Here is a 21,319-nt window from a genome sequence, read left to right on the forward strand (position 1 = left end):
AGACCTGATACCTTCCCGAAAGTTTAAAACTTTCGGGAAGGTTTTAAAGTGTCGCAAAAAACTGTTTCCAATGCTCGAGCTGGTTATGAATATCGAACTCCATGGCTCGATTACGCAGCGCTTCTTTGTCAATCGAAAGTTTACCACTCATTACATCTTTCATAATTTGTGCTAACTTCTGGATGTCAAAAGCGGGAGCCACTTCGCCCATTCCTTTTTGCACAAACTCGCTAATTCCTCCTGAGTTAAACCCAACGACGGGTTTTTGCAGGTATGCTGACTCTATCATCACCAACGGAAAAGGGTCTTCGCGGGAAGTAAGCACAAAACCATCGCAGATATTGAGGTAGTCGTAATAATCTTGTCCTCCTTTTGAGCCTAAGGCCAGAAAATTTAAGCCTTCACGCTTCACGCGCTGTTCGAGGTAGTACGAAATGCCGTAGTCGCTCTTGCTTCCTAACCACACGATGTACGCATTTTTGGGCAATTGCGCCAAAATATCAGGAATCATGTCGTAGCCCTTACGCATACACATCGTCCCTGACATCAACCACACAAAGGCATCGCTTGGGAGTCCAAGTTCTTTTCTCAGTACAGCAGGGTCTTTTTTGAGGGTGATTTTTTCGGTATCAATAAATGAGTGTAACAATTTTACGTTGGGCGTACCCATTCGTTCCAATTGCTCTGCCACTACGCTAGAGCACCCAATCGACGCTTTGGCATAGGTAAGCATCTCCGAAAACGAATCAGCGCGCACCATGTCGTACGTCTCCCACAACTCGTGTACGTGTACTACGTAAGGCACGTTAAGCTTGCGCGCAAGTTTGGCAAACTGCGGCATGGTCATGGTGTTAAAATACCACAAATCAGGCTTAAACTCATTATGAATCCGTTTGATATAACTCTCCTCGGGGGTCAGTCCGACGATTTTGTGATATACCGCCTCTACAGAATAGTACGGCAGTCCACGGTGAAATTTATGGAGATAGGTAGCATCGGCAGGTGAGGATTTGGCAAACAATTCCCCCGCTTGGCGCGAGTAAACAGCGGTTTTGATGTCACTCCCCGAAAGGTGTTTAATCATGTACCAAAGAACCATCTCTGAACCCGTCCGCGCTCCTGTCGGTGTAAAAAATAAAATCTTCATGCCTTAGACGTGGCTCTTTGGGTCGAGCTTGTAGAAATAGGGTTTGTTACGAATGATTTTCCAAAAATAGGTAGAAAACAACCACACTTTACGGGTAAAGTCTTTTTGTTGCTCCAATTCTCCAAACGGATTGCGAAACTTAGAGACGTTGAGGGCTATTTTCCAACCAAAATAAATGGGAATCATCAAATAATAATTGAGCATTAGCCCCAAAAAACGGCCAATCCCAAACTCTTTACGTATCCACACCAAGTTGGAAAGCTGGATTTGGGGATAAAAACGATTGATAATCGTAATCAAGACCTCTTTCCGTTTGGGGTTGCTCCCCCATTCGTGGTGAATGTAACCGCAGTCTTCAAAGACTTTGAGCTTGCCTACGCGCCCAAGTCGGCAGTTCCACTCCACGTCTTCGCCGTACAAAAAAAAGTCTTCATCCAACAAACCCGCCTTGGCTACTACCTCCCGCTTGACCAACAGAAAAGCTGCAGGTACCCAGTCCACTTGGTCGGGGTCGTCGTAATGCGTTTCTGGAATGAGTTTTTCGAGAATACGTTGAAAAATACGCCCAGGAGGCATCACGTATAAAGTCCGCTTGAATATAGCTAGACTGCGGTAAAAAGGGCGTGGCGTACCATCTGAAAACATTTGTACCCCCCCGCAAGCGGCCGTTTCGGGCTGGCTATCGAGGCGCGTGACACACTTGGTCAGAATATCATCCAAAAACTCAGTATCGGAGTTCAGAAGTAAATAATAACGACCTTTAGAAGCTCTTATGCCTTTGTTATTAGCCCTTGAAAAACCTGCGTTGTAGCCCATTTGCAGCCACTGAACATCAGGAAATTCTTTGGTAATGATGGCATCTGCTCCGTCTTGGGAGTCGTTATCAACCACAATCACTTCAAAACTAACCCCTTTTGTATGCGTATAAATCGACCGAATGCAGTCGATGGTTAGTTTGAGCGTTTTATAATGAATAATGATTATCGAAACGTCCATATTCAGCAGGCAGTAGTCCGCTTTTTTTAATATACTTTAAAGCTTGGAATAGGTCTTTTTTCGGCGGGACTGCCCATATAAACGCCCCAAGCCTCGGTATTTTTGGTGATAGAAGCCGACATAGCGACTAGGGTGCCTTCGGCAATGGTCGTATAATCACGAATGGTCGCGTTTACTCCAAAAAACGAGTACGATTCTACCACACAGTGCCCCGAAAGCACGACGTGCGAAGTAAAAAATACGTGGTCTTTGATAATTCCGTGGTGCCCAATGTGGTTGCCACTCCAAAGCACGCAGTTGTTCCCTATTTTTGTAAAAGGCTGAATGGTATTATCTTCGAGGATAAAGCAATTTTCGCCGATTTCGTTGCCAAACCACGTCGCTTTTGAGCTGATGTAGGTAATAAACTCATATCCTTTGGCTTTGGCTTCGAGATAGACTTTTTCTCGGTTTTTGTTCATTTTTCGGCCCGTCATAGGCGCAAAAAACTTAAATTCCGACGGCGAGTAAAACGTTTCTACCTCCTCAAATGGCACAATAGGCAACCCCTTAAATTCGGTTTCTTTTAGGTATTCTTGATTGACCGTAAATGCCACCACTTCGTGGTCGGAATCGTGCGTTAAATAAAAATGAGCTAGTTCTGCGGTGTCAAGAACACCAAAGATGACCACTTTTGCCATAAGATTATACCAGTTCGTATTCGTTTAAAAACTGCTGAATGTCAACTACTTCATTGAACATTAGAATATCAATGATTGATAACCAAGGTACAAACTCATTTTTAAATTGAGCATACCCCACGGGTTTTGATTTTATAAAATTGAGCCGAATTCCTTTTTCTTCAAACACTGTTTTGTCGTAAAGCTCCATGCCACCAATCGGATTGATGTAATGCTGCGCTTTTTCCTGCAAACAAATATCCAAGATTCGTTCTTGCGCTTTCAGGTGTGTATTTTGGTAAATCGCCGAACTAGGGACAATTTCCGTTTTAATCGACAAATGGTCTGCCAAAAACCCAAAACCCGCCGCAATCCAGTCGCTCAATTTCTCAGCATCGAAATTGATAATTTTTTCCGTTACCTCAAAGGCCGTTAAATAAAATGGCGCTTTTTTATACCCTTGTTCGACAGTTTTCAACAATTTACCTTTCCATTTTGGGTCATTTGAAAGGTAAATCTCGTTGATAAGCTTATTTTGGCTGGCCTCTTTAAGCGGAATCGTAAACAAATACTCTTGCCCGTTGACCAAGATACGATTCCGATTTATCCAGCCTTTATTAATGTAGTTGACGTCATCGTACAGCACAAACTTATCTACGGCATTCATCAGTTGTAAGTACCCGATGTACGGCATAAAATAAGGTTGCATAATGGCAAGACGCATAGATTAATCGTTTTTAGAATGATAAATAAAAGAGGTACACAGGGGTAGAAAGAGAACTTCTCGAAAGTTTTGAACTTTCGAGAAGTTGGGCTATTTCAATTTTCTTAGGTAGTAATCTTCTCCTGGCACAATCAGGTCTTTCATGGTTGTGTCTGTCCCCAAACGAATATCAGTCGGAAGAGGAGGAATGACATTTTTTGAGAAAAACAGGTAATCGGCTTCCTTAGGAATGGGCTGAACGCCTTTTTCAAAAGGATTGATGGTAATCAAGCGACGAGTGAGGTGTTTTCCGTATAGCGGATATTCAAAATCATCGTTGATAGTACCCAAGGCCACCGTGGCAGAGTCGGGTACTATTTGGTCAAACTTTTGGTAGGCTTTGGTAATATCAGGACGAGCAAAGGTCATCAATTCAATCCGTTCGGTCTTAAATGCCGACTTATGCCCAAGTGCATCAAAGGGCAAACAGCGCACGTTCAAAAATACCGCTAACAAGGCCGAAATACAGCCCAATACCGTCACGATGCCTACGTACGTTTTAAGCGCCCACGAGTAGCCCGATTTTTCGAGGCTATATTTGTGGCTAAACAACAGCGTCAAAAATAGCACGCCCAGTACTCCTGTTTCCTGAAAATAACGTCCTTTCCAAGGGTCGTAAGGTGCCGAATAGGATAAAGCGGCAAAGTGCAACAGCAACGCAATCGCCAAAAACCAATGCGCAGGTGAACGCACTAGGCCAATCAGTACCAAAAATAGCAAAGGAAATACCAACGCGAAACCGAAGATGCCCCAATAAGGATTTCCGTTAATAAACTCAAAACGGCGTTCAAACGTAAAAGGAACAATCGAAAACTCCGTCGTTTCGTCCAAGCGCATCTTCAGTTTGTCTTCCAAATAAACGAGTGGCTTACGCATAACTCGGTTGGCTTTTTGGCCTATTTCCACATTGCGAATACCATCTAAATTGACAAAATCATAGGCATAGCGCACCGCATTGCGTGAACCTTGTTCAAATAAATTCCGAAGGCCTCCGTTGGAAGTAGCTCGTTCGATAGATTGGTGTTTGAGGGAAGTAGGTGGACCAATGGGGTGGCCAAATACTTCAATGTTTTTTAAATAGCCCGTTGGCAATGTCCAAATACAAAAACAGAGTGGAATCGCAATCGCCAACTTTCCGATGGCTGGCCAGTTAAAAAAGCCTTTTTTTAGCCCCTTTTTTTCTCCCCAAGCATTTTGTAAAAATACGGTATAAATCATCACCACAAATACCGAAGGTAGCAACAGCGTAAATGTTACTTTATGACCATAAACTACCCCAAACGCCAATGCTGCCAAGTATAAATAACGGTCTTCGCGCGTGATGCGGTAGGTGAACAAAAAATACAAAAGCGTACTAAAGTAAGCCGTCAAAACAATGTCGGTTTCGGTGGTGATGGCTTGCATTAAAAAATCCAAAAACATGGCAAAAGCAAAAGCGGCAAAGAAACTCGCATTCAAGCGATTTTTTCCAACGCGTTGCGCAATGCCAAACACGGCCACTACCGTCATCCAGTACGATAAATGATGGATAAGTTTAAAAGCGTTTTCAAAGCCCCCCGTCATCAAATAGGAATAAATTTGAATGGTGGTCACACTTTTAGGGTAGGTATCCATGTTCCAGTTGGTTCCACCAAAATGCGCCATCGTACCCCGTTGGATGTATTGCACAGCCCGATTGAGGTGGCCTGTCATGCTATCCCATTCGTTGGGTACAGTAAACAAGACAAGGATTAAGTTGGTGATACCAATTACTGCTAGGGTTACAATCATGACCCCGAATAAAAAACGAAGGTAAGCACCACCGCTCACGTACCAGCGTTGTGCTGCGTGCCACCGCTGCACTAGCATTGTCAGCGGTGCAAAGGGCGTTTTTTGGGGGGCTATTTTTGAAAAAACACCCCAAATCAACGTAGGAGGTACAAATACGCCCAGCGCCCAAGCCCATGTAGCACTGGTGAGGTGTAAAGGGGATAAACAAAAACCCGTGAGAATAATACTACTCGCAAAAAGGAGAAACGAAGTTAGTAGCCAGTCGATAAGCGACGGGCGACAAATTTGAGCGGCTGTCCGTCCGATGTATCCAACGAATACCCCGAAACATACTAAACTAAGCAATGCCATAGTTATAGATGTTGGTTTATCAACGTAGCTATTCGTCTGGCATCTTCGTGAGGTAGCTCGGCATGAAGCGGCAAACACACCACCCGCAACGAAATATCTTCTGACACGGGACAAGCTTCGGCTTCCTTTAAAAACGGAAGCTGATTGAGCGAAGGATAAAAATAACGACGTGGTACAATCTCGTGTTGTGCCAAAACGTCTCTCACCTGAAGTAGTTTTTCTTCTGACTCAAATACTACTGGATAGTATGAGTAGTTACGCTCTAGTCCATCAGCCCACTGAGGTGCTGACAAACGGCTCCAGTCGAGAAGCTCCGTATATACATCACAAACAGCCTTCCGTGCCTGAATCAATTGGGGAACCATTGGCAAATTGCAGAGCCCCATTGCGGCGTGTAGTTCCGAATTTTTGCCATTTACACCCATAAAGAAATAGTCATCTCCTCGGTGTCCAAAAGCGCGCATCAAGTGCATTTTTTCGTGCCGTTCGGAGGTATTGGTCACAATTGCCCCTCCTTCTACGGTATGGAACAATTTGGTGGCGTGGAAACTACACGTTGCAAAATCGCCGTAGGATAGCAGTGATTTCCCCAAATAATTAGCTCCAAAGGCATGAGCTCCGTCGTAAATGACAACGAGTTTATATTTTCGGGCTATTTTCTCGATGGCTTCCACGTCGCAGGCATTGCCATAGACGTGGGTGGCCAAAATCGCCCGTGTATTTTCGGTGATAGCCGCTTCAATCAAACTGGGATTGATGCAATAGGTAGCGGGGTCAATATCGACAAAAACGGGTTTGAGGTTTTCCCACAAAATAACGTTGGTAGTCGCTACGTACGAAAAAGGCGTAGTGATAATCTCCCCAGCGGGTTCAAGTAGCTTTAATGCCATTTGAAGCACGATGGTGCCGTTTCCGCAAAAAGACAAATACTCGACTCCAAGGTATTCTTTAAGTCCTTTTTCCAACTGCTGGGCCAAGGGGCCATTGTTGGTCAGCTGTGAATTGTCCCAGATTTGTTTTAAATAAGAAACATATTCATCAAAATCGGGAAGGTATGTTTTGGTAACGTTAATCATTCGCTTGGACAATCCAGCCGTTTAAACCAATACTTCTGATTGGCTGATTTGAAAGTTAAACTGAGGGCGTACATAACCAGGCCATTTGCCATACCACGTCACACCTTCACGGTGATCTTCGACTTCAAACGAAACCGCTTCGGCCAATTGGTATAAAACGGTAGAGGTATCTTTGACAACCATCACCGATATTACGTACGAACCATCATTAAGGAAGTTTCCAGGAATATCAAGCGTTGCCGATACTAAACCTTTGTCAAAAGACTGAGAGGTCGTCCCAACGTTAAAAATACACTCGCCCGTAAAGGCATAAAGGTGCAAGCTCAAGTTAAGGTCGGCGCGCTCGGCCATGTTCCAAAACTCAATGTGTACTTTTATGGGGGTCGTTACGTCGATGTACAATTTTCCACTGGCGTACGCAGGCTTCACCCGAATGCTACGGAAGCGAACTTCATCCGTTCCTGGGCCTTCTTCGGGCGTTTCCCAAGTGTGCTCAAGGGTAGTTTTTGCAACGTGGCTCAAGTAGTTGTTAACTACGTGTGTCGTATCTCCTTGTAATTTGAGACGGCCGTGTTCGAAATAGAAAGCACGATTACACAACGACTGCACTGCGGCTAGGTTGTGGCTCACAAACAAAATCGTGCGCCCACTTTCTGACACATCGCGCATTTTACCGAGGCATTTTTTCTGAAAATCAGCGTCTCCTACGGCCAATACTTCGTCGATAATAAGAATCTCAGGACTCAAATGCGCCGAAATGGCAAAGCCCAAACGAACGTACATTCCCGAAGAATAACGTTTTACGGGCGTATCCAAAAACTTATCGACTCCCGCAAAATCAACAATGCTATCAAACGCAGCCTTGATTTCGTGGCGTTTCATGCCTAAAATAGCCCCGTTTAAGAAGATATTCTCGCGCCCAGTAAGTTCGGGGTGGAACCCAGTTCCTACTTCAAGCAAACTAGCGACTCGTCCTTTGATGGTCACTCGACCGTTAGTAGGCTCCGTGATTTTACTCAAAATTTTCAGCAAAGTCGATTTGCCTGCACCGTTGTGACCAATGATACCAACGCGGTCGCCTTGGTTCACGCTAAAATTCACATCACGCAAGGCCCAAAACTCCTCGTGCTCAACTTCGTCTTCCTCTCCCTTGCCAAAAAAATGCTTAAACTTCTCCGAAAAAGTATCTCGTAGTGTAAAATTCTTACGAGCCTTTTTTTGGTGATCTATGATATATTTTTTGCTAATATCTTCCGCAACGATAACCTCCATTGGTCGTATAGGTATTGTTCTAGTTTCAAAAGTAATCAAATGTAGTCAACAAACGAATTTTCTTCTTTACGAAAATAGTAAATCGAAATACCCAATACAGCTACTGTGAAACCTATTGTACTGTACAAACTACTTACTTTAAAGAAGGCGCCGTCGCCCAAAAGACACCACTTAAACCCATCAATAATACTTACCATCGGGTTGAGATAATACAAGTCATACCACCAAGCTCCTTGGTTAGACTCTACCATACTACTACTATAAGCGATAGGGCAGGCATAAAACCCGATTTGAACAATAAAAGGAATCAACTGGGCAATGTCCCTGAAGCGCACATTCATCACGGCAAAAAATAATCCAAAAGCCAGCGAAGCCGCCAATGTCAAAAGCACAAAAGCGGGAAAAAGCAAAAGTTGCCAACTCGGAAAATGTTTGTACCAGATGGCAATGAGTACATAAAGAACAATCGAAATAATAAAATCGACAAACCCCACAACCACCGAACTTAATGGCATGATTAAACGCGGGAAATAGGTTTTGGTGACCAAGTTAGAATTCAACAAAATACTGTGGCTAATTTGGGTAAAGGTTGTCGAGAAGAAGTTCCAAATGGTGATTCCCGCCAAGACCATCAACGGATAAGGGATTCCTTCATCTCCTTTGAATTTGGCTACTTTATCAAACACAAAAACCATGACGAGCATGGTTGCAAAAGGCCGAATGACAGCCCAGCCAGCCCCAACTACCGTTTGTTTGTAGCGAACTGATAAATCGCGACGAGACAGAATCAACAACAATTCACGATTTTTCCACAAGTCACGCCAGTAGTTTTTTGCTCCGTGGCCAGCTTCAATGATTACTTCTTCCGAATGCGCCATTGTTTTTTACGTTCAGATTTTACGCCAAAAATAAAGCTTTGAGCAGGATTTCTCCCACCCAAAGCTTCTTTTCTGTTTTTAATTATTTATTTTTCATGTCTCTCAATGCTTCGCCGTACGTTTGTTTGGCGAGCACAAAGATAATAGCCACAATGAGTCCTAACATCGCCCCAAACTTGGTATTCTCACGGGTGAATAGTCGCGTTTCAAGTGGTAAAACTGCGGGTTCGATGATGGTAAATAACGGAGCCTCTTTGACAATCGACATCCGTAAGTTTTCCAAACTCCGCGAAGCCTCCAAATAGAGCGAAGAAACAAAAGTATTACTTCGAGTTAAGCGTCCTTCTTCCACTTTGGCCGTGGGAGCAACCGCATCGGTATTGATGACCACAGTCCGTGCTAAACTGCTCTCAGTACGGTTCAACACACGTCCTAATGAATCCACCCGACGCTGCATGATACCCATCATCTCGCGCGACTTACGGGTTTGGGTTTCTTGGTAAACTCTTTCGATAGTCGTCAACAACAACTCCGCAAATGTTTTTGATACCTGCTCATTTTCCATCGACACCGTCAGGTCATAAAAAGCCGTCTTGATGTCAGGTTGCAAAATTTTGATTTCTCGGTCTTTTACCCGATAAAGTACCCCATCAAACACCTGGCGCTCTACTTTAGTCATGGAGTCGCGACGATTATGCGTAATACGTACATTCATCCATTCGGGCAAAAAGCCCGCCCATTCGTCTTGACGCAAGTAGGTCGAATCGAGGTAATAGTTGACAAACTTCTCTTTTTTCCCATTACTCAAAGTCACCGTTGATAGCAACGCTCTTTCCAACACGGGGCGCGTTTTGATGACATAAAACAGGTTTTCTCCTCTAAACAATCCTGCATCACCGCCTTGTCCACCACCTGACATCCCCAGAAGGCTTCCAAAACCTCCCATGTCTTGTCCGCCAGACGCGCCACTGATGCTAAAAACAATTTTAGCTAAGTATTGAAGACGTTTATTTTTTTCCGCATCTATGTAGTATCCTATTCCCGTACCAATTGCTGTAATTAATATAATAATCCACCAATTTTTAAGAACTAGGTTTTTGGTAGCTATTATTTTTTGAAAAATCAGCTTGGGCGTGAGGGTTACTTGCTCTTGTTGTTCCATAAAAGCTTCTTAGTTAATTCTTTTTATTTTGCACCTAATACTCTGAAAGCCAACACTGTAGTAATCAATGTCATCAAGGTTGATGATATACCAATCACTGACTGCATCGCTCTTTGTGCCTCTGCAAGGTCTGATTGGGTACGTTGTGGAACGTGGATTTCAGAACCTGGTTCTACTTTTGGATACACATTGAAGAACAAGAACTTGCGCGTACGGTCAATCGAACCATTGGGATAAATCACGTACGATTTACGTTTGAGTGACATCCGCGTAAAGCCTCCTCCTTGCGAAATATAATCCATAAACGAATTACCATTGCGGTATTTTACGGTGGTTGGGAAAAGAAGCTCTCCTTGCAAGCGAACGGTTTCAAGGCGCTTCGGAATGTCAATCACATCGCCATCTTGAAGAATAATATCTTCACGTCCACCTGGGTTACGAAGAATACGTCCCAAATCAATGCCGATGGCTTCTTGCTTATCTTTTACAACTCCCTCGTCGTCAAAACGGCCTTTTTTAGCATCGTCCGAAATTTCAGATACTGCCCGGTTACGTTGTGCGATTTCTTCGTCCGAGAGTGTAATCTTACGCAACAAAGTCGCTCCATTTACATACGCTTGTGCTGTCAATCCTCCTGCACGCTTGAGTAAGTCCGACAATTTCTCATCCTTGGTCTTGATACCATATATCCCTGGACTTACGATTTCTCCTTTGAAAGTCACGAATGTTTGTGGCTGGTAGTTTGACGATGGACGCACTAATACTTCATCGTACGGCTCCAATATAAAACGACTGTCATTACCATCGAGTGTAAGATCACGATTAACGTCAAACAAGAATATATCGGCTACTTGCGCAGTGGCAGACTGTACGTTCACATCACGCTTGCGACGCACCACTTCGATTTGAGCAGTAGATGCGGATTCTTTAAAACCACCCGAACGAATAATCGCATCTTCAAGGGTAAAGTTAGCACTGTATGGCAAATTAACTTCTGGGCCTTGGTTTACTTCTCCAATCACTTTAATGAAAGTCCCTTCACGAAGCTCAAATTTAGAAGGGATAATCACTTGATCTTCACGCTGAAGGATTAGATCTTGGGTTTTTCCGTTTAGCATATCCGCTAAATTCAATGAAATATTTTCTACCGACAAGTCTTCCCGCGTACGAATCACATTCACACGCCCCGTAAAAGCCTCTCCTGTCAGACCTTCGGCACTTTTAATTAGCTGAAGCAAGGTTTTATTTTGGTCCAACGAATATTGTCCTGGACGAAACACAGGCCCTGAGATAACGACCATGTTTTCAAAACGCGCCAGCAACATATCAGCCGTAATCTCGTCTCCGTTTTTGGGGATATATGTACCATAGTCTGTTGAACGTACATCCACAATACGACGTTCTTTGGCCGTAAGTCCTAGTAGCTTCAAACGATCCGTATAAGCATTGTCCGTAAAACCGCCTGCGTAGTTTAGGACATTACTCATTGTTTCATTGTCAAGTAACTCATACAAGCCTGGGCGTTTTACATTGCCTTTTATCTCTACCCGTTTTTTGTAAACACCCACTTGAATGATGTCATTATCTTGCAAACGAATGTCCGAGTTCAATGTTCCGTTCATCAACAGTTCGTACAAATCGAGGGTTGCTACGGTTTTGTTCTTACGCACCACCTGAATCTGACGGAATGACCCTAATTCATTGGGGCCACCTGTAAGATAAAGAGCGTTCAACGCCGTCGAAAGCGACGAAACATTGTAAGTACCTGGCGTAGTAACTTCACCCAATACCGTCACCCGAATGGTACGAATCCGTCCCAAACGCAATTGAAGATAAGTACTTGCACTACTTCCTGGCGCCCCAAGATTATTGTAATAAGGCGAAAGGCGAGTGATTAATTCTTTTTGTGCCTGCTCAATCGAGCGGCCGCTCAACTGAACTGGGCCAACCGCCTTCACAAATGCAAATCCATCTGAGTTGACGGGCAGTTCTAACATCGACTGTGAGTAACCGTAAATGTACGCCATCAACTCATCCCCTGGCCCAATGGTATAGTCACGGGGGGTAGCGATGTTATCAGAAGGTGCAAATGAGACATTTGGATTATTAAAAAGCTGGTATCCAAAAATCTTGCGGCGCATCTTATTCAACTCTGCCTGACGATACGCTTCTTCTGTATCTTCGTTTTTTTCGGCGTCAGCAGCTGTTGTTTCTTTGTCATTTGCTTTTTCTACCTGATTGATAAGGGCTTTAGGGTCAGCGCTTTTCTTAGCATCTGTTCCTTTGTCGGCCGTGGTAGTAGTAGGCGACGTTGTCGTGGTAGGAGCCGTTGAGCCTGGCGTTGTAGAAGCAGGGGCTTGACCCTGCGCAGGCGCCGAACTTGAACTTGAGCTACTACTTCCTGGACCAGCAGGAGTTTGGGCGTTTACTAAAGTGGCTGTTAATAAACTAATCGAAAATAGGTGTAAGACTGCGCGTCCTGCGCTAAAATCTTTAAAGAACTTCTTCATGAAATGTGTTTCAGAGAAAAAAGGTAGATTCTGATTAACAATAAATTAACACGATAGACAAGCCAATATTTATACAGAATCAAATTGGCCGACAAAGTAACGTAACTTTTTTAGTTTTTTAAACTTTTTTCTTTTTTACGGCCATTTTCTGGGCTTATTGTATGATTTTTCCGATATTTTCATGGTTTTGTTACTACTTTGTTTTCCGCTCAGAGTTTTTAAACAAAATCAATAAAAAGAACTTTGTTTTACAAAGTAAGTACTTTAACCTCTAATGTGACAAGTATTTGGTCAGAAATATTTTGAGATAAGGCTGCACTTGTGCTTCAAGACTTAAAATTGTAAGTTTGTAAAATCATACCAAAGGCTATCTACAAGCCTGCTACAAATAATCTTTGAACTATTAATGGCAGAACAAGTAAAGTACGACGAAAGCAGTATTCGGTCACTCGATTGGAAAGAACACATTCGATTACGTCCTGGAATGTACATTGGCAAGCTCGGCGATGGCTCGGCTGCCGATGATGGTATCTATGTATTGGTCAAGGAGATTGCGGATAACTCCATTGACGAACATACCATGGGTTTCGGAAAGACGATTGATATAAAAATTTCAGAACACCGCGTCGAAGTTCGTGACTACGGACGGGGGATTCCGCTTGGGAAAGTGGTAGATTGCGTTTCTAAAATCAATACGGGGGGAAAATATGATTCGGGCGCTTTTCAAAAATCGGTAGGGCTCAACGGCGTCGGGACAAAGGCTGTCAATGCCCTTTCTTCTTACTTTAAAGTGCAGTCGTTCCGCGAAGGAAAAACCAAATGGGTCGAATTTCGCAAAGGTGAAATCGTGACAGAATCGAGCGAAGAAGATACCAATCAACGCAATGGTACCTTGATGATTTTTGAGCCTGACAATACCATCTTCAAAAATTACCACTACATCCCGCAGTTTTTGGATAACATGATTTGGAATTATTGTTATCTCAACGCTGGCCTTACCATCAATTATAACGGGCAAAAATTCGTTTCTCAAAACGGTTTGCTCGACTTACTACGGAATAAAACCGACGAAGATTCGATTCGCTATCCTATTATTCACCTCAAAGGTTCGGATATTGAGATTGCGATGACGCACGGCAACCAATACGGTGAAGAATATTACTCGTTCGTAAACGGTCAATATACCACCCAAGGAGGAACGCACTTGATGGCATTTCGGCAGTCGCTGGTTGATACCGTACGTGATCACTTCGGCAAAGACTATGCCGTAGAAGATATTCGAGCTTCTATCATAGCCGCCGTTAGCGTTCGGGTACAGGAACCTGTTTTCGAGTCACAAACCAAAACCAAACTAGGCTCAAGCAATATCTCTCCCGACCCCAATAGCCCCACCGTACGGACATTTGTCAACGACTTTCTCAAAGCAAAACTTGACAATTTCCTTCACATGAATCCAGCGGTTAAGGAAGCGTTGAAAAAACGGATTGAGCAATCAGAACGCGAGCGCAAGGAGTTGGCTGGTATCAAAAAATTGGCGAACGAACGGGCAAAAAAAGCAAGTTTGCACAACAAAAAACTGCGTGATTGCCGCATTCACCTTCCAGACGTAAAATCGGACGACCGTTACGAAACGACGTTATTTATCACCGAAGGTGACTCGGCAAGTGGTTCGATTACCAAATCCCGCAATGTACAAACCCAAGGGGTGTTTAGCTTACGAGGTAAACCACTGAATTGCTTTGGTTTAACCAAAAAAGTAGTATATGAAAACGAAGAGTTTAACTTACTTCAACACGCCTTAGATATTGAAGAAGGTTTGGAAAATTTACGTTTCAATCGCATCGTGATTGCTACCGATGCCGACGTGGACGGGATGCACATTCGTTTGTTGATGTTGACATTTTTCTTGCAATTTTTCCCTGATTTGGTCCGAAACGGGCATTTGTATATTCTACAAACACCGCTTTTCCGCGTCCGCAATCCCCGAAATCACAAAGAGACGATTTATTGTTACAGCGACGAAGAACGCCAAAAGGCGCTCAAAAAACTGGGAGGTAACAAAAAGGTAGAAATTACGCGTTTCAAAGGACTTGGGGAAATCTCCCCCGAAGAGTTTGGAAAGTTTATTGGGGAAAACATTCGCCTCGAACCCGTGATTTTGGAAAAAGAAACGACTATTCCCAAATTGTTGACATACTACATGGGCAAAAACACCCCCGAACGTCAGCGGTTTATCATTGATAATTTACGGGTCGAGAAAGACGTGGTTGAAGACCCCAACCTCGCGGCCTAGCTTGTTGTTCCCTGCGCGCCGTTGCAAACACGGTACGCAGGGAGCTTTGCTTTTAACTGCCGTATTGGCGTTTACGATTCCATTGCCACACCAAGCCCACCACACCAATCAATAACAAAGGGCCTATCAAGTTCAATAGTTGCCACTGCGTACGCTCTTCTTTAAGTCGCAGTTTATCCAATGGCCGCAGCGTCACTTGTTTATTTCGTGCCGTAATTAACCCTTCCGAATCTGCCAAGTAATCTACGGCGTAAAGCGCAAAGTCTCGGTTAGCAAAGGTATTGCCTGAAAGTCGGTCGTAGCCCAACGGCAAAGGAGCATTGCGCTTGTAATCAATGTCATTCACAATCAAATCGCCGTCGGATACCACAATCATTTGGGTAGGTTTGCTTTTCCCCACAAACGATTTTGTACGTGGGTCATTGGGCAACAAACGATTATTATAAAGAGAAGAAAACGACCCTTCCAAGAGTACCGCAATGGGCTTTTCACCTGCGTTGTACTCACGCGGGTCGGGTTGCTGACGTGCTTCGTTATAACCTACCAAAACGGGCGCTTTGCGTAGCTGTGTATAACGCGAGGTCAGAAGCAATGGTGTTTTCTTGATGCCATCCACCTGAATGGTGTCAATACTGCTGGGAAAACGGGTATAAAGGGCATCCAGATTGCGGACAATGGGGTGTTTTCCAAAATTGTTAATCAATGGAAAAAAGCGCCAAGGCATGGACTGAATCTGCGGTTTGTCGCCCATGTTACCCACGTTGAGGGGAATCATGGCACAACTCAAATCTTTGATTAAGTTCTGGTTGATTCGGCAGCCGTATTTGAACAACAAATCATCGAGATTGACATCCAAGGGTTGCGCAAACGTTCCCTCCAAACTTACACTGTCAACGCGCGCACCGTCGGCAAACATCAACAGTTTTCCTCCGCGCATGACAAACTGATCTAGGCGGTATTTTTCGTCTTCGCTAAAGGGGCTATCAGGTTTGGGAATCACCAACAAATCGCCTTTATCCCAATTGTCGGGGTTTTGAATGTCAAAGTAAAGGTCATAATTCTGCTGGAGGTTGGCCAAAAAATCCGAAAAACGTGGCGGGGGAACTTTGGTATGACCCACCAAAACCCCGATTCGCTTCCGGTCTTTTTGCGCCAATCGGCGTATCGCCGACGCCAACTCAAACTCTACCCCTTCGTACGATTGATTGAGTTGTTCTTCTGATGTAGCCGACTTATTCCCTTTGAGCAGTTGTACTGGATATTCTTTGCCTTCATATACCAAAACAGCGCCTGGAAACACCAAGCGTTCGGTACGTTTTCCTTCTTCGTTGGCAAACAGATTGGTCGGAATCAATCCTTTACCAATGAGTTCTTCCTGAAGTTTGGGGTCAGTAGGTTCAATAAAGCGATAAGCCACATTGCCTCCGCCATAATCAGCAAATGATTCCAGGGTTTCTTGAATGGCGCGTTCCAAACGTTCAAAACCAGCGGGAAAGTCGCCCGTCAGATAGACCTTAATCACTACTTGGTGCTCCAAGTTTTGGAGAAGTTTTTTAGTAGCGTCCGAGATAGTGTAGCGTTTTTCTTGGGTCAAATCCCAACGAAAAAAAACAAATGCTGCGATGACATTTATTCCGACTAAAATCCCAATAAAAAGTGCAATGCGTGCAAGGTTCGACTTCATACGTCCCAATTTTCGGCCAAAGATACACCAAAAACGAACAACGAAGCTTTATCGCATTTGCAGGGCGTTTTTTTGTTGTTATTCAACATTAGTCAGACGATAGTCAGACTAATGCTTCGACGATAGTCAGACCATTCTTGAATCGTCTGACTATCGACCATTTCTGCCGTCTGACTATCGTCTGACGGCGGGTTAGTTTTCTAGTTTTTTCAATTCTTCAATCAGCAATTCCACCTGCTCAAGCGACACCGCTGGGAAATTGGCAATGCGAATTTGACTATCTTTGAAAGGCCCATAACCGCTTCCAACCACCATATTAGACTTTTTCACTTCCGCAATGACCGCCGCCGATGACTTGCTGGTGTTGGCCACCACAACCGTCCGCGAACGGTGTCTTTCTTCGGCTACCGCTGGACTAAACACATTGCTCGTTTCTACGTATTTATTAAGAACCTTGTATTTTTCTTCAGTCTGCTTACGAACCACATCCGCTCCGATGGCATTGAGGTCTTCGGCGATTTTCCCTAGCAAATAGATTCCCAGCACGTTGGGAGTAGCAGGGGTTTCGTAGGTTTTAAAATTTTTCCAAAGCGCAGGCAGGTTATGGTGTGCCCCAATCGTGATGTCATCGTACTTATTCAACCGCTCCGACTTGGTAAGACATTTGTCGTTGGCAATCCACACCCCTAGTCCCGCAGGCAATCCAAACGCTTTTTGTACCGAGAAGAAAGCCGTATCAATCACGCCAAAGTCTAATTCAGGGTAAGGAGCCGACGAAACCATGTCAACCGCAATCAATTTCTTAGAATTGCTCCGCTTTAGCTTATGAATATCAGGTTCGCGCATCTGAACGCCCGAACTCGTTTCGTTTTGAGTCACACAAATAACTTCGGCATACTCAGGCACTTCTACTTCGCCGTAATCAAACCCCTCACCAAACGGCTTCTCTTGTTTGTGGGCAAATTTGCGCAAGGAAACTCCGTACTCGTAGAATTTCTTGGAAAACGAGCCATTGACCAAGTGAAAACTTTCGTGCTCTACGCAATTAAGTAATATCCGCTCCCATACTTCCGACGCCGAACCCGTAAAGAAAATCGCGTGCGATTCGGGAATGTTCATCAATGTACGGAGTTGCTCGACCGTGAACTTGTAAATGTCTCTGAATTTCTGGCTTCGGTGCGAAATGGAGCCAAGTTGGTTTTCGACAGCCGTACGTAAATGTTGCTCGAAGGTAGGATACATCTCTGCAGGTCCTGCCGTAAAATACACTTGTTTCATCGGTAAGTAGGTGGTCAAAATGAAAGTAGGCCACAAAAATACGCTAAATTGCTGACTACTTCGGACTATTTTTCTTCTGTTGGCTTTCAAAATACTTGCACAAATGCGTCAAATCGCATTTGCCGCATTGCGGACTGCGGGCAAGGCACACGTAGCGTCCGTGCAAAATAAGCCAATGGTGCGCCACAGGAATCACCGAATCGGGAATGTATTTGATGAGTTCTTTCTCAACAGCAAGCGGAGTTGTCGCTGTTTTAGGAACCAAGCCCAGTCGGTGCGATACCCGAAAAACGTGCGTATCAACGGCCATGGCGGGTTGATTATAAATAACGGAGGCAATCACATTAGCAGTTTTTCGCCCCACCCCTGGCATTTGCTGAAGTTCTTCGATGGAACTTGGCACTTCCCCGCCGAACTTATCCAAGAGCATTCGCGCCATTCCTACCAAATGTTTGGCTTTATTGTTGGGATACGAAATACTCCGAATGTACTGAAACACCTCATCAGAAGTGCTGTCGGCCAATGCTTGCGGGTCGGGATAACGCTCAAACAACGCTGGCGTCACCATGTTCACCCGCTTGTCGGTACACTGTGCCGACATAATAACCGCCACCAACAATTCGTACGGATTGGTATAGTGTAATTCGGTTTCAGCTTGCGGGAATTTTTGAGAGAAATGGTCAATTAATTGGCGATAACGTTCTTTTTTTAACATATACAAGTGCTTACGCACGTTTATTCATTGGTAGATTCTTGCTTTCAAAACAGCCCCCAAAGATACTTTTTTCCCTCAATATGGGTGATGTCATTCATGGATAAGATTTGGCTATCTTTGTCGAGTTTTATCAGTTCACCTATTCATCAATCGTACATGAGAAAAACCACTATTTCCCTTAAAAACTGGGGTGTTTCATTGGCTTTTTTAATCGCCACCCTAGCTAGTCCCTCGCAGGCACAAAAGAAAACCCTCGCCCTCAACGACATTTACGGCCCACAAGGCTCCGTTTTCACTCCTCGCACGGTGACGGGTGTCAATTGGATGCAAGCGGGAGGTTTTTACACCGCCCAACAAGCAGGTAAAGTGGTCAAATACAGCATTGCCACGGGCGAAGCCGTCGAAACGTTGTTTGACCAAACGACCGTAAAAGTTGAAGGTAGCAACCAAAGCATTCAGTTTGATAGCTACGAGTTGAGCGCAAACGAGCAAAAGCTGGTGCTTACTACGGGCATTGAGCGTATCTATCGCCGTTCGTTTAAAGCCGATTTTTACGTGTATGACCTGCAAACCAAAAAGCTGGTTCAGCTTTCTAAAAATGGCAAACAAATGCTCGCAACTCTTTCGCCCGATGGCTCGAAAGTAGCATTTGTACGCGATAATAATCTTTTCATCACCGACCTAGCCACCATGACCGAACGCGCCATTACGACCGATGGCCGCCGCAACGAAATCATCAACGGAGCATGCGATTGGGTATATGAAGAAGAATTTAGCTTTGCCAAAGCCTTCGAGTGGTCGCCCGACGGTACCAAACTTGCCTATTATCGTTTCGACGAAAGCCGCGTTCCTGAATACAACATGCAGATATGGGGCGATTTGTACCCCAAAGATTACCGCTATAAATACCCCAAAGCGGGTGAGGCAAATTCTGTTGTGCAGATTTGGATACATCATTTGGCCAATAACCAAAAAACCAAAATCGACGTTGGCCCCGAAACCGACCAGTACATCGCTCGCATCAAATGGACCCAAAACGCCAATGTGTTGTCAATCAAGCGTATGAACCGCCTTCAAAATCGCTTGGATATTTTACACGCCGATGCTACCACGGGGCAGTCGCAAACCGTGTGGAGCGAAGAAAGTAAAACCTACGTGGACTTGGAATTTACCGACGACCTCACCTACTTGGCCGACGGCAAATCGTTTATTCAAACCTCTGAACGCAGCGGGTACAAGCACCTGTATTTGTACGACATCAATGGCACGCTGGTCAAACAACTGACTTCGGGCAACTGGGAAGTGACTGATATTTTGGGGATTGACGAGAAAAAACAAGTGATTTATTTTACTTCGTCGATGGTGTCGCCCATGGAGCGCCACTTATACAGTTTGAGTTTTGCAACGCCAGTAGCCAAAAAATCCAAGAAAGCCGCGCCAGTAGTTGCACCACAGCCCGTCAAACTCACCGAAAAAGCAGGCAATAACGCCATCAATATGAGCCCCGATTGCAGCTACTACTTGGTGTATAATCAGTCGGCGCAAGAGCCTCTGACGGTGAGTTTACATCAAAGCACCGCCACCCAAGCCGTGCGGGTACTCGAAAACAACCAAAAGCTCCGCGAACGTTTGGCCGAGTACGACCTTCCCACCCAAAACTTTTTCAAGTTTACCACCACTCAAGGTTCCGAGCTAAACGGTTGGATGATTAAGCCGCTCAACTTCGATGCGGCTAAAAAATACCCCGTGTTGATGTACGTCTATGGCGGCCCAGGCTCGCAGACCGTCACCGATACATGGACCAATGCCCTCATTGGCTGGTTTAAAGTATTGGCATCCAAAGGCTACTTGATTGTATCGGTGGACGGACGCGGGACGGGAGCGCGCGGAAACGCGTTTCGTACCTGTACGTATGCGCAGCTGGGAAAGCTAGAAACCGAAGACCAAATCGAAGGAGCGAAGTACTTGGCAACCCTCCCGTACGTGGACGCGAGTCGTATTGGGATTCACGGCCACAGCTACGGTGGCTACATGACCTCGCTTTGTATGACCATTGGCGCCGACTATTTCAAAGCAGGAATTGCGGGAGCGCCCGTTACCACTTGGCGTTATTACGATACGATTTATACCGAGCGCTACCTCAAACGCCCTCAAGACAACGCCGCAGGCTACGACGACAACTCGCCAATTCAGCACGTTGGAAAACTCAAAGGGAAGTTTTTACTAATCCACGGCACAGGCGACGACAACGTGCATTTTCAAAACTCCGTTGATTTTGTCAACGCCCTCATCAAAGCAGGAAAGCAGTTTGATTCGTTTTATTATCCCAACCGCAACCATGGCATTGGCGGCGGAAATACCCTCATTCACCGCTACCAAATGATGACAGATTGGGTATTGAAGAATTTGTAAAAAAGCATAGTCCGATAGTGCGCTCAAAAAGCGTGTTATCGGACTATCCGCTAAAGTATTTATTTCTTCTATTTGTACTTTTCTAACAACCCTCTCTTTTCACCATTTTATTAAATATACTTATACACTATACCAATAGTATATAAGTAGTTTATTCCTTCATTTATTGCCCTCCGTGAAACATTTGAAAAAATGCAATTCTGTGTAGATTTCACGGGCTAAAAAGTAGGTTTCACGGTTTTTTGCCAAAAAACTAATGTTACGATTTGGTTTTTACGTGATTTTCTATTGAAATTCATCATAGCAATGTGCTTGATTGTCTCTAACCATTAATTGTATTTTTTTTAAACCAA

The 21,319-nt window shown here is 44.4% G+C and carries 15 protein-coding genes; 2 read left to right on the forward strand and 13 right to left on the reverse strand.

Translation table 11 applies throughout. The features are described 5' to 3' along the window. Positions 1–43: 43 nt before the first annotated feature. The 10 genes from K339_RS0107820 to K339_RS32905 all read right to left on the reverse strand — a co-directional run bounded on the left by K339_RS0107820 (position 44) and on the right by K339_RS32905 (position 12,584). Complete coding sequence (locus tag K339_RS0107820; RefSeq protein WP_028523114.1) at positions 44–1,147, reverse strand: glycosyltransferase; 1,104 nt, start codon at positions 1,145–1,147, stop codon at positions 44–46. A gap of 3 nt (positions 1,148–1,150) precedes the next feature. Continuing rightward, complete coding sequence (locus K339_RS0107825; RefSeq protein WP_028523115.1) at positions 1,151–2,143, reverse strand: glycosyltransferase family 2 protein; 993 nt, start codon at positions 2,141–2,143, stop codon at positions 1,151–1,153. A 26-nt stretch (positions 2,144–2,169) separates the two neighbouring features. Beyond that, entirely contained in the window at positions 2,170–2,823 is a 654-nt protein-coding gene (locus K339_RS0107830) for an acetyltransferase (RefSeq protein ID WP_028523116.1), read from the reverse strand. A gap of 4 nt (positions 2,824–2,827) precedes the next feature. Beyond that, positions 2,828–3,526, reverse strand: coding sequence for a WbqC family protein (locus tag K339_RS0107835; protein WP_028523117.1), 699 nt, complete (start codon positions 3,524–3,526; stop codon positions 2,828–2,830). 90 nt (positions 3,527–3,616) lie between these two features. Then, a complete protein-coding gene (locus K339_RS0107840) occupies positions 3,617–5,686 on the reverse strand; it encodes a glycosyltransferase family 39 protein (protein WP_028523118.1) in 2,070 nt (689 codons plus the stop codon). Positions 5,687–5,688: 2 nt separating this feature from the next. After that, entirely contained in the window at positions 5,689–6,762 is a 1,074-nt protein-coding gene (locus tag K339_RS0107845) for a DegT/DnrJ/EryC1/StrS family aminotransferase (RefSeq protein ID WP_028523119.1), read from the reverse strand. A gap of 21 nt (positions 6,763–6,783) precedes the next feature. Beyond that, on the reverse strand, positions 6,784–8,034 hold the full coding sequence (locus tag K339_RS0107850; protein WP_028523120.1) for an ABC transporter ATP-binding protein: 1,251 nt from the start codon (positions 8,032–8,034) through the stop codon (positions 6,784–6,786). Between the two features lie 35 nt (positions 8,035–8,069). Next, positions 8,070–8,912, reverse strand: coding sequence for an ABC transporter permease (locus K339_RS0107855; RefSeq protein WP_028523121.1), 843 nt, complete (start codon positions 8,910–8,912; stop codon positions 8,070–8,072). 82 nt (positions 8,913–8,994) lie between these two features. Beyond that, positions 8,995–10,074 carry a hypothetical protein gene (locus tag K339_RS0107860; RefSeq protein WP_028523122.1) on the reverse strand — a complete coding sequence of 360 codons (1,080 nt, stop codon included), beginning with the start codon at positions 10,072–10,074 and terminating at the stop codon, positions 8,995–8,997. 23 nt (positions 10,075–10,097) lie between these two features. Next, entirely contained in the window at positions 10,098–12,584 is a 2,487-nt protein-coding gene (locus tag K339_RS32905; RefSeq protein WP_037299618.1) for an SLBB domain-containing protein, read from the reverse strand. Positions 12,585–12,990: 406 nt separating this feature from the next. On the opposite strand from K339_RS32905, the gene K339_RS0107870 reads away from it, so the two are divergent. Then, positions 12,991–14,877, forward strand: coding sequence for a DNA topoisomerase IV subunit B (locus tag K339_RS0107870; protein WP_028523123.1), 1,887 nt, complete (start codon positions 12,991–12,993; stop codon positions 14,875–14,877). A gap of 52 nt (positions 14,878–14,929) precedes the next feature. On the opposite strand, the gene gldG is transcribed toward K339_RS0107870, so the two are convergent. The 3 genes from gldG to nth form a co-directional block, all read right to left on the reverse strand. After that, complete coding sequence (gene gldG, locus K339_RS0107875) at positions 14,930–16,561, reverse strand: gliding motility-associated ABC transporter substrate-binding protein GldG (protein ID WP_028523124.1); 1,632 nt, start codon at positions 16,559–16,561, stop codon at positions 14,930–14,932. Between the two features lie 192 nt (positions 16,562–16,753). Then, positions 16,754–17,839: an aminotransferase class V-fold PLP-dependent enzyme gene (locus K339_RS0107885; protein ID WP_028523125.1), complete on the reverse strand. Its 1,086-nt coding sequence runs from the start codon at positions 17,837–17,839 to the stop codon at positions 16,754–16,756. 55 nt (positions 17,840–17,894) lie between these two features. Further along, positions 17,895–18,554 carry an endonuclease III gene (nth, locus tag K339_RS0107890; RefSeq protein WP_028523126.1) on the reverse strand — a complete coding sequence of 220 codons (660 nt, stop codon included), beginning with the start codon at positions 18,552–18,554 and terminating at the stop codon, positions 17,895–17,897. Positions 18,555–18,710: 156 nt separating this feature from the next. Between nth and K339_RS0107895 the strand changes: the two genes are divergently transcribed. After that, on the forward strand, positions 18,711–20,966 hold the full coding sequence (locus tag K339_RS0107895) for a S9 family peptidase (protein WP_037299631.1): 2,256 nt from the start codon (positions 18,711–18,713) through the stop codon (positions 20,964–20,966). The last annotated feature ends 353 nt before the right edge of the window (positions 20,967–21,319 follow it).

This window comes from Runella limosa DSM 17973 (genome assembly GCF_000482465.1).
GTDB classification, from domain to species: Bacteria; Bacteroidota; Bacteroidia; order Cytophagales; family Spirosomataceae; genus Runella; species Runella limosa.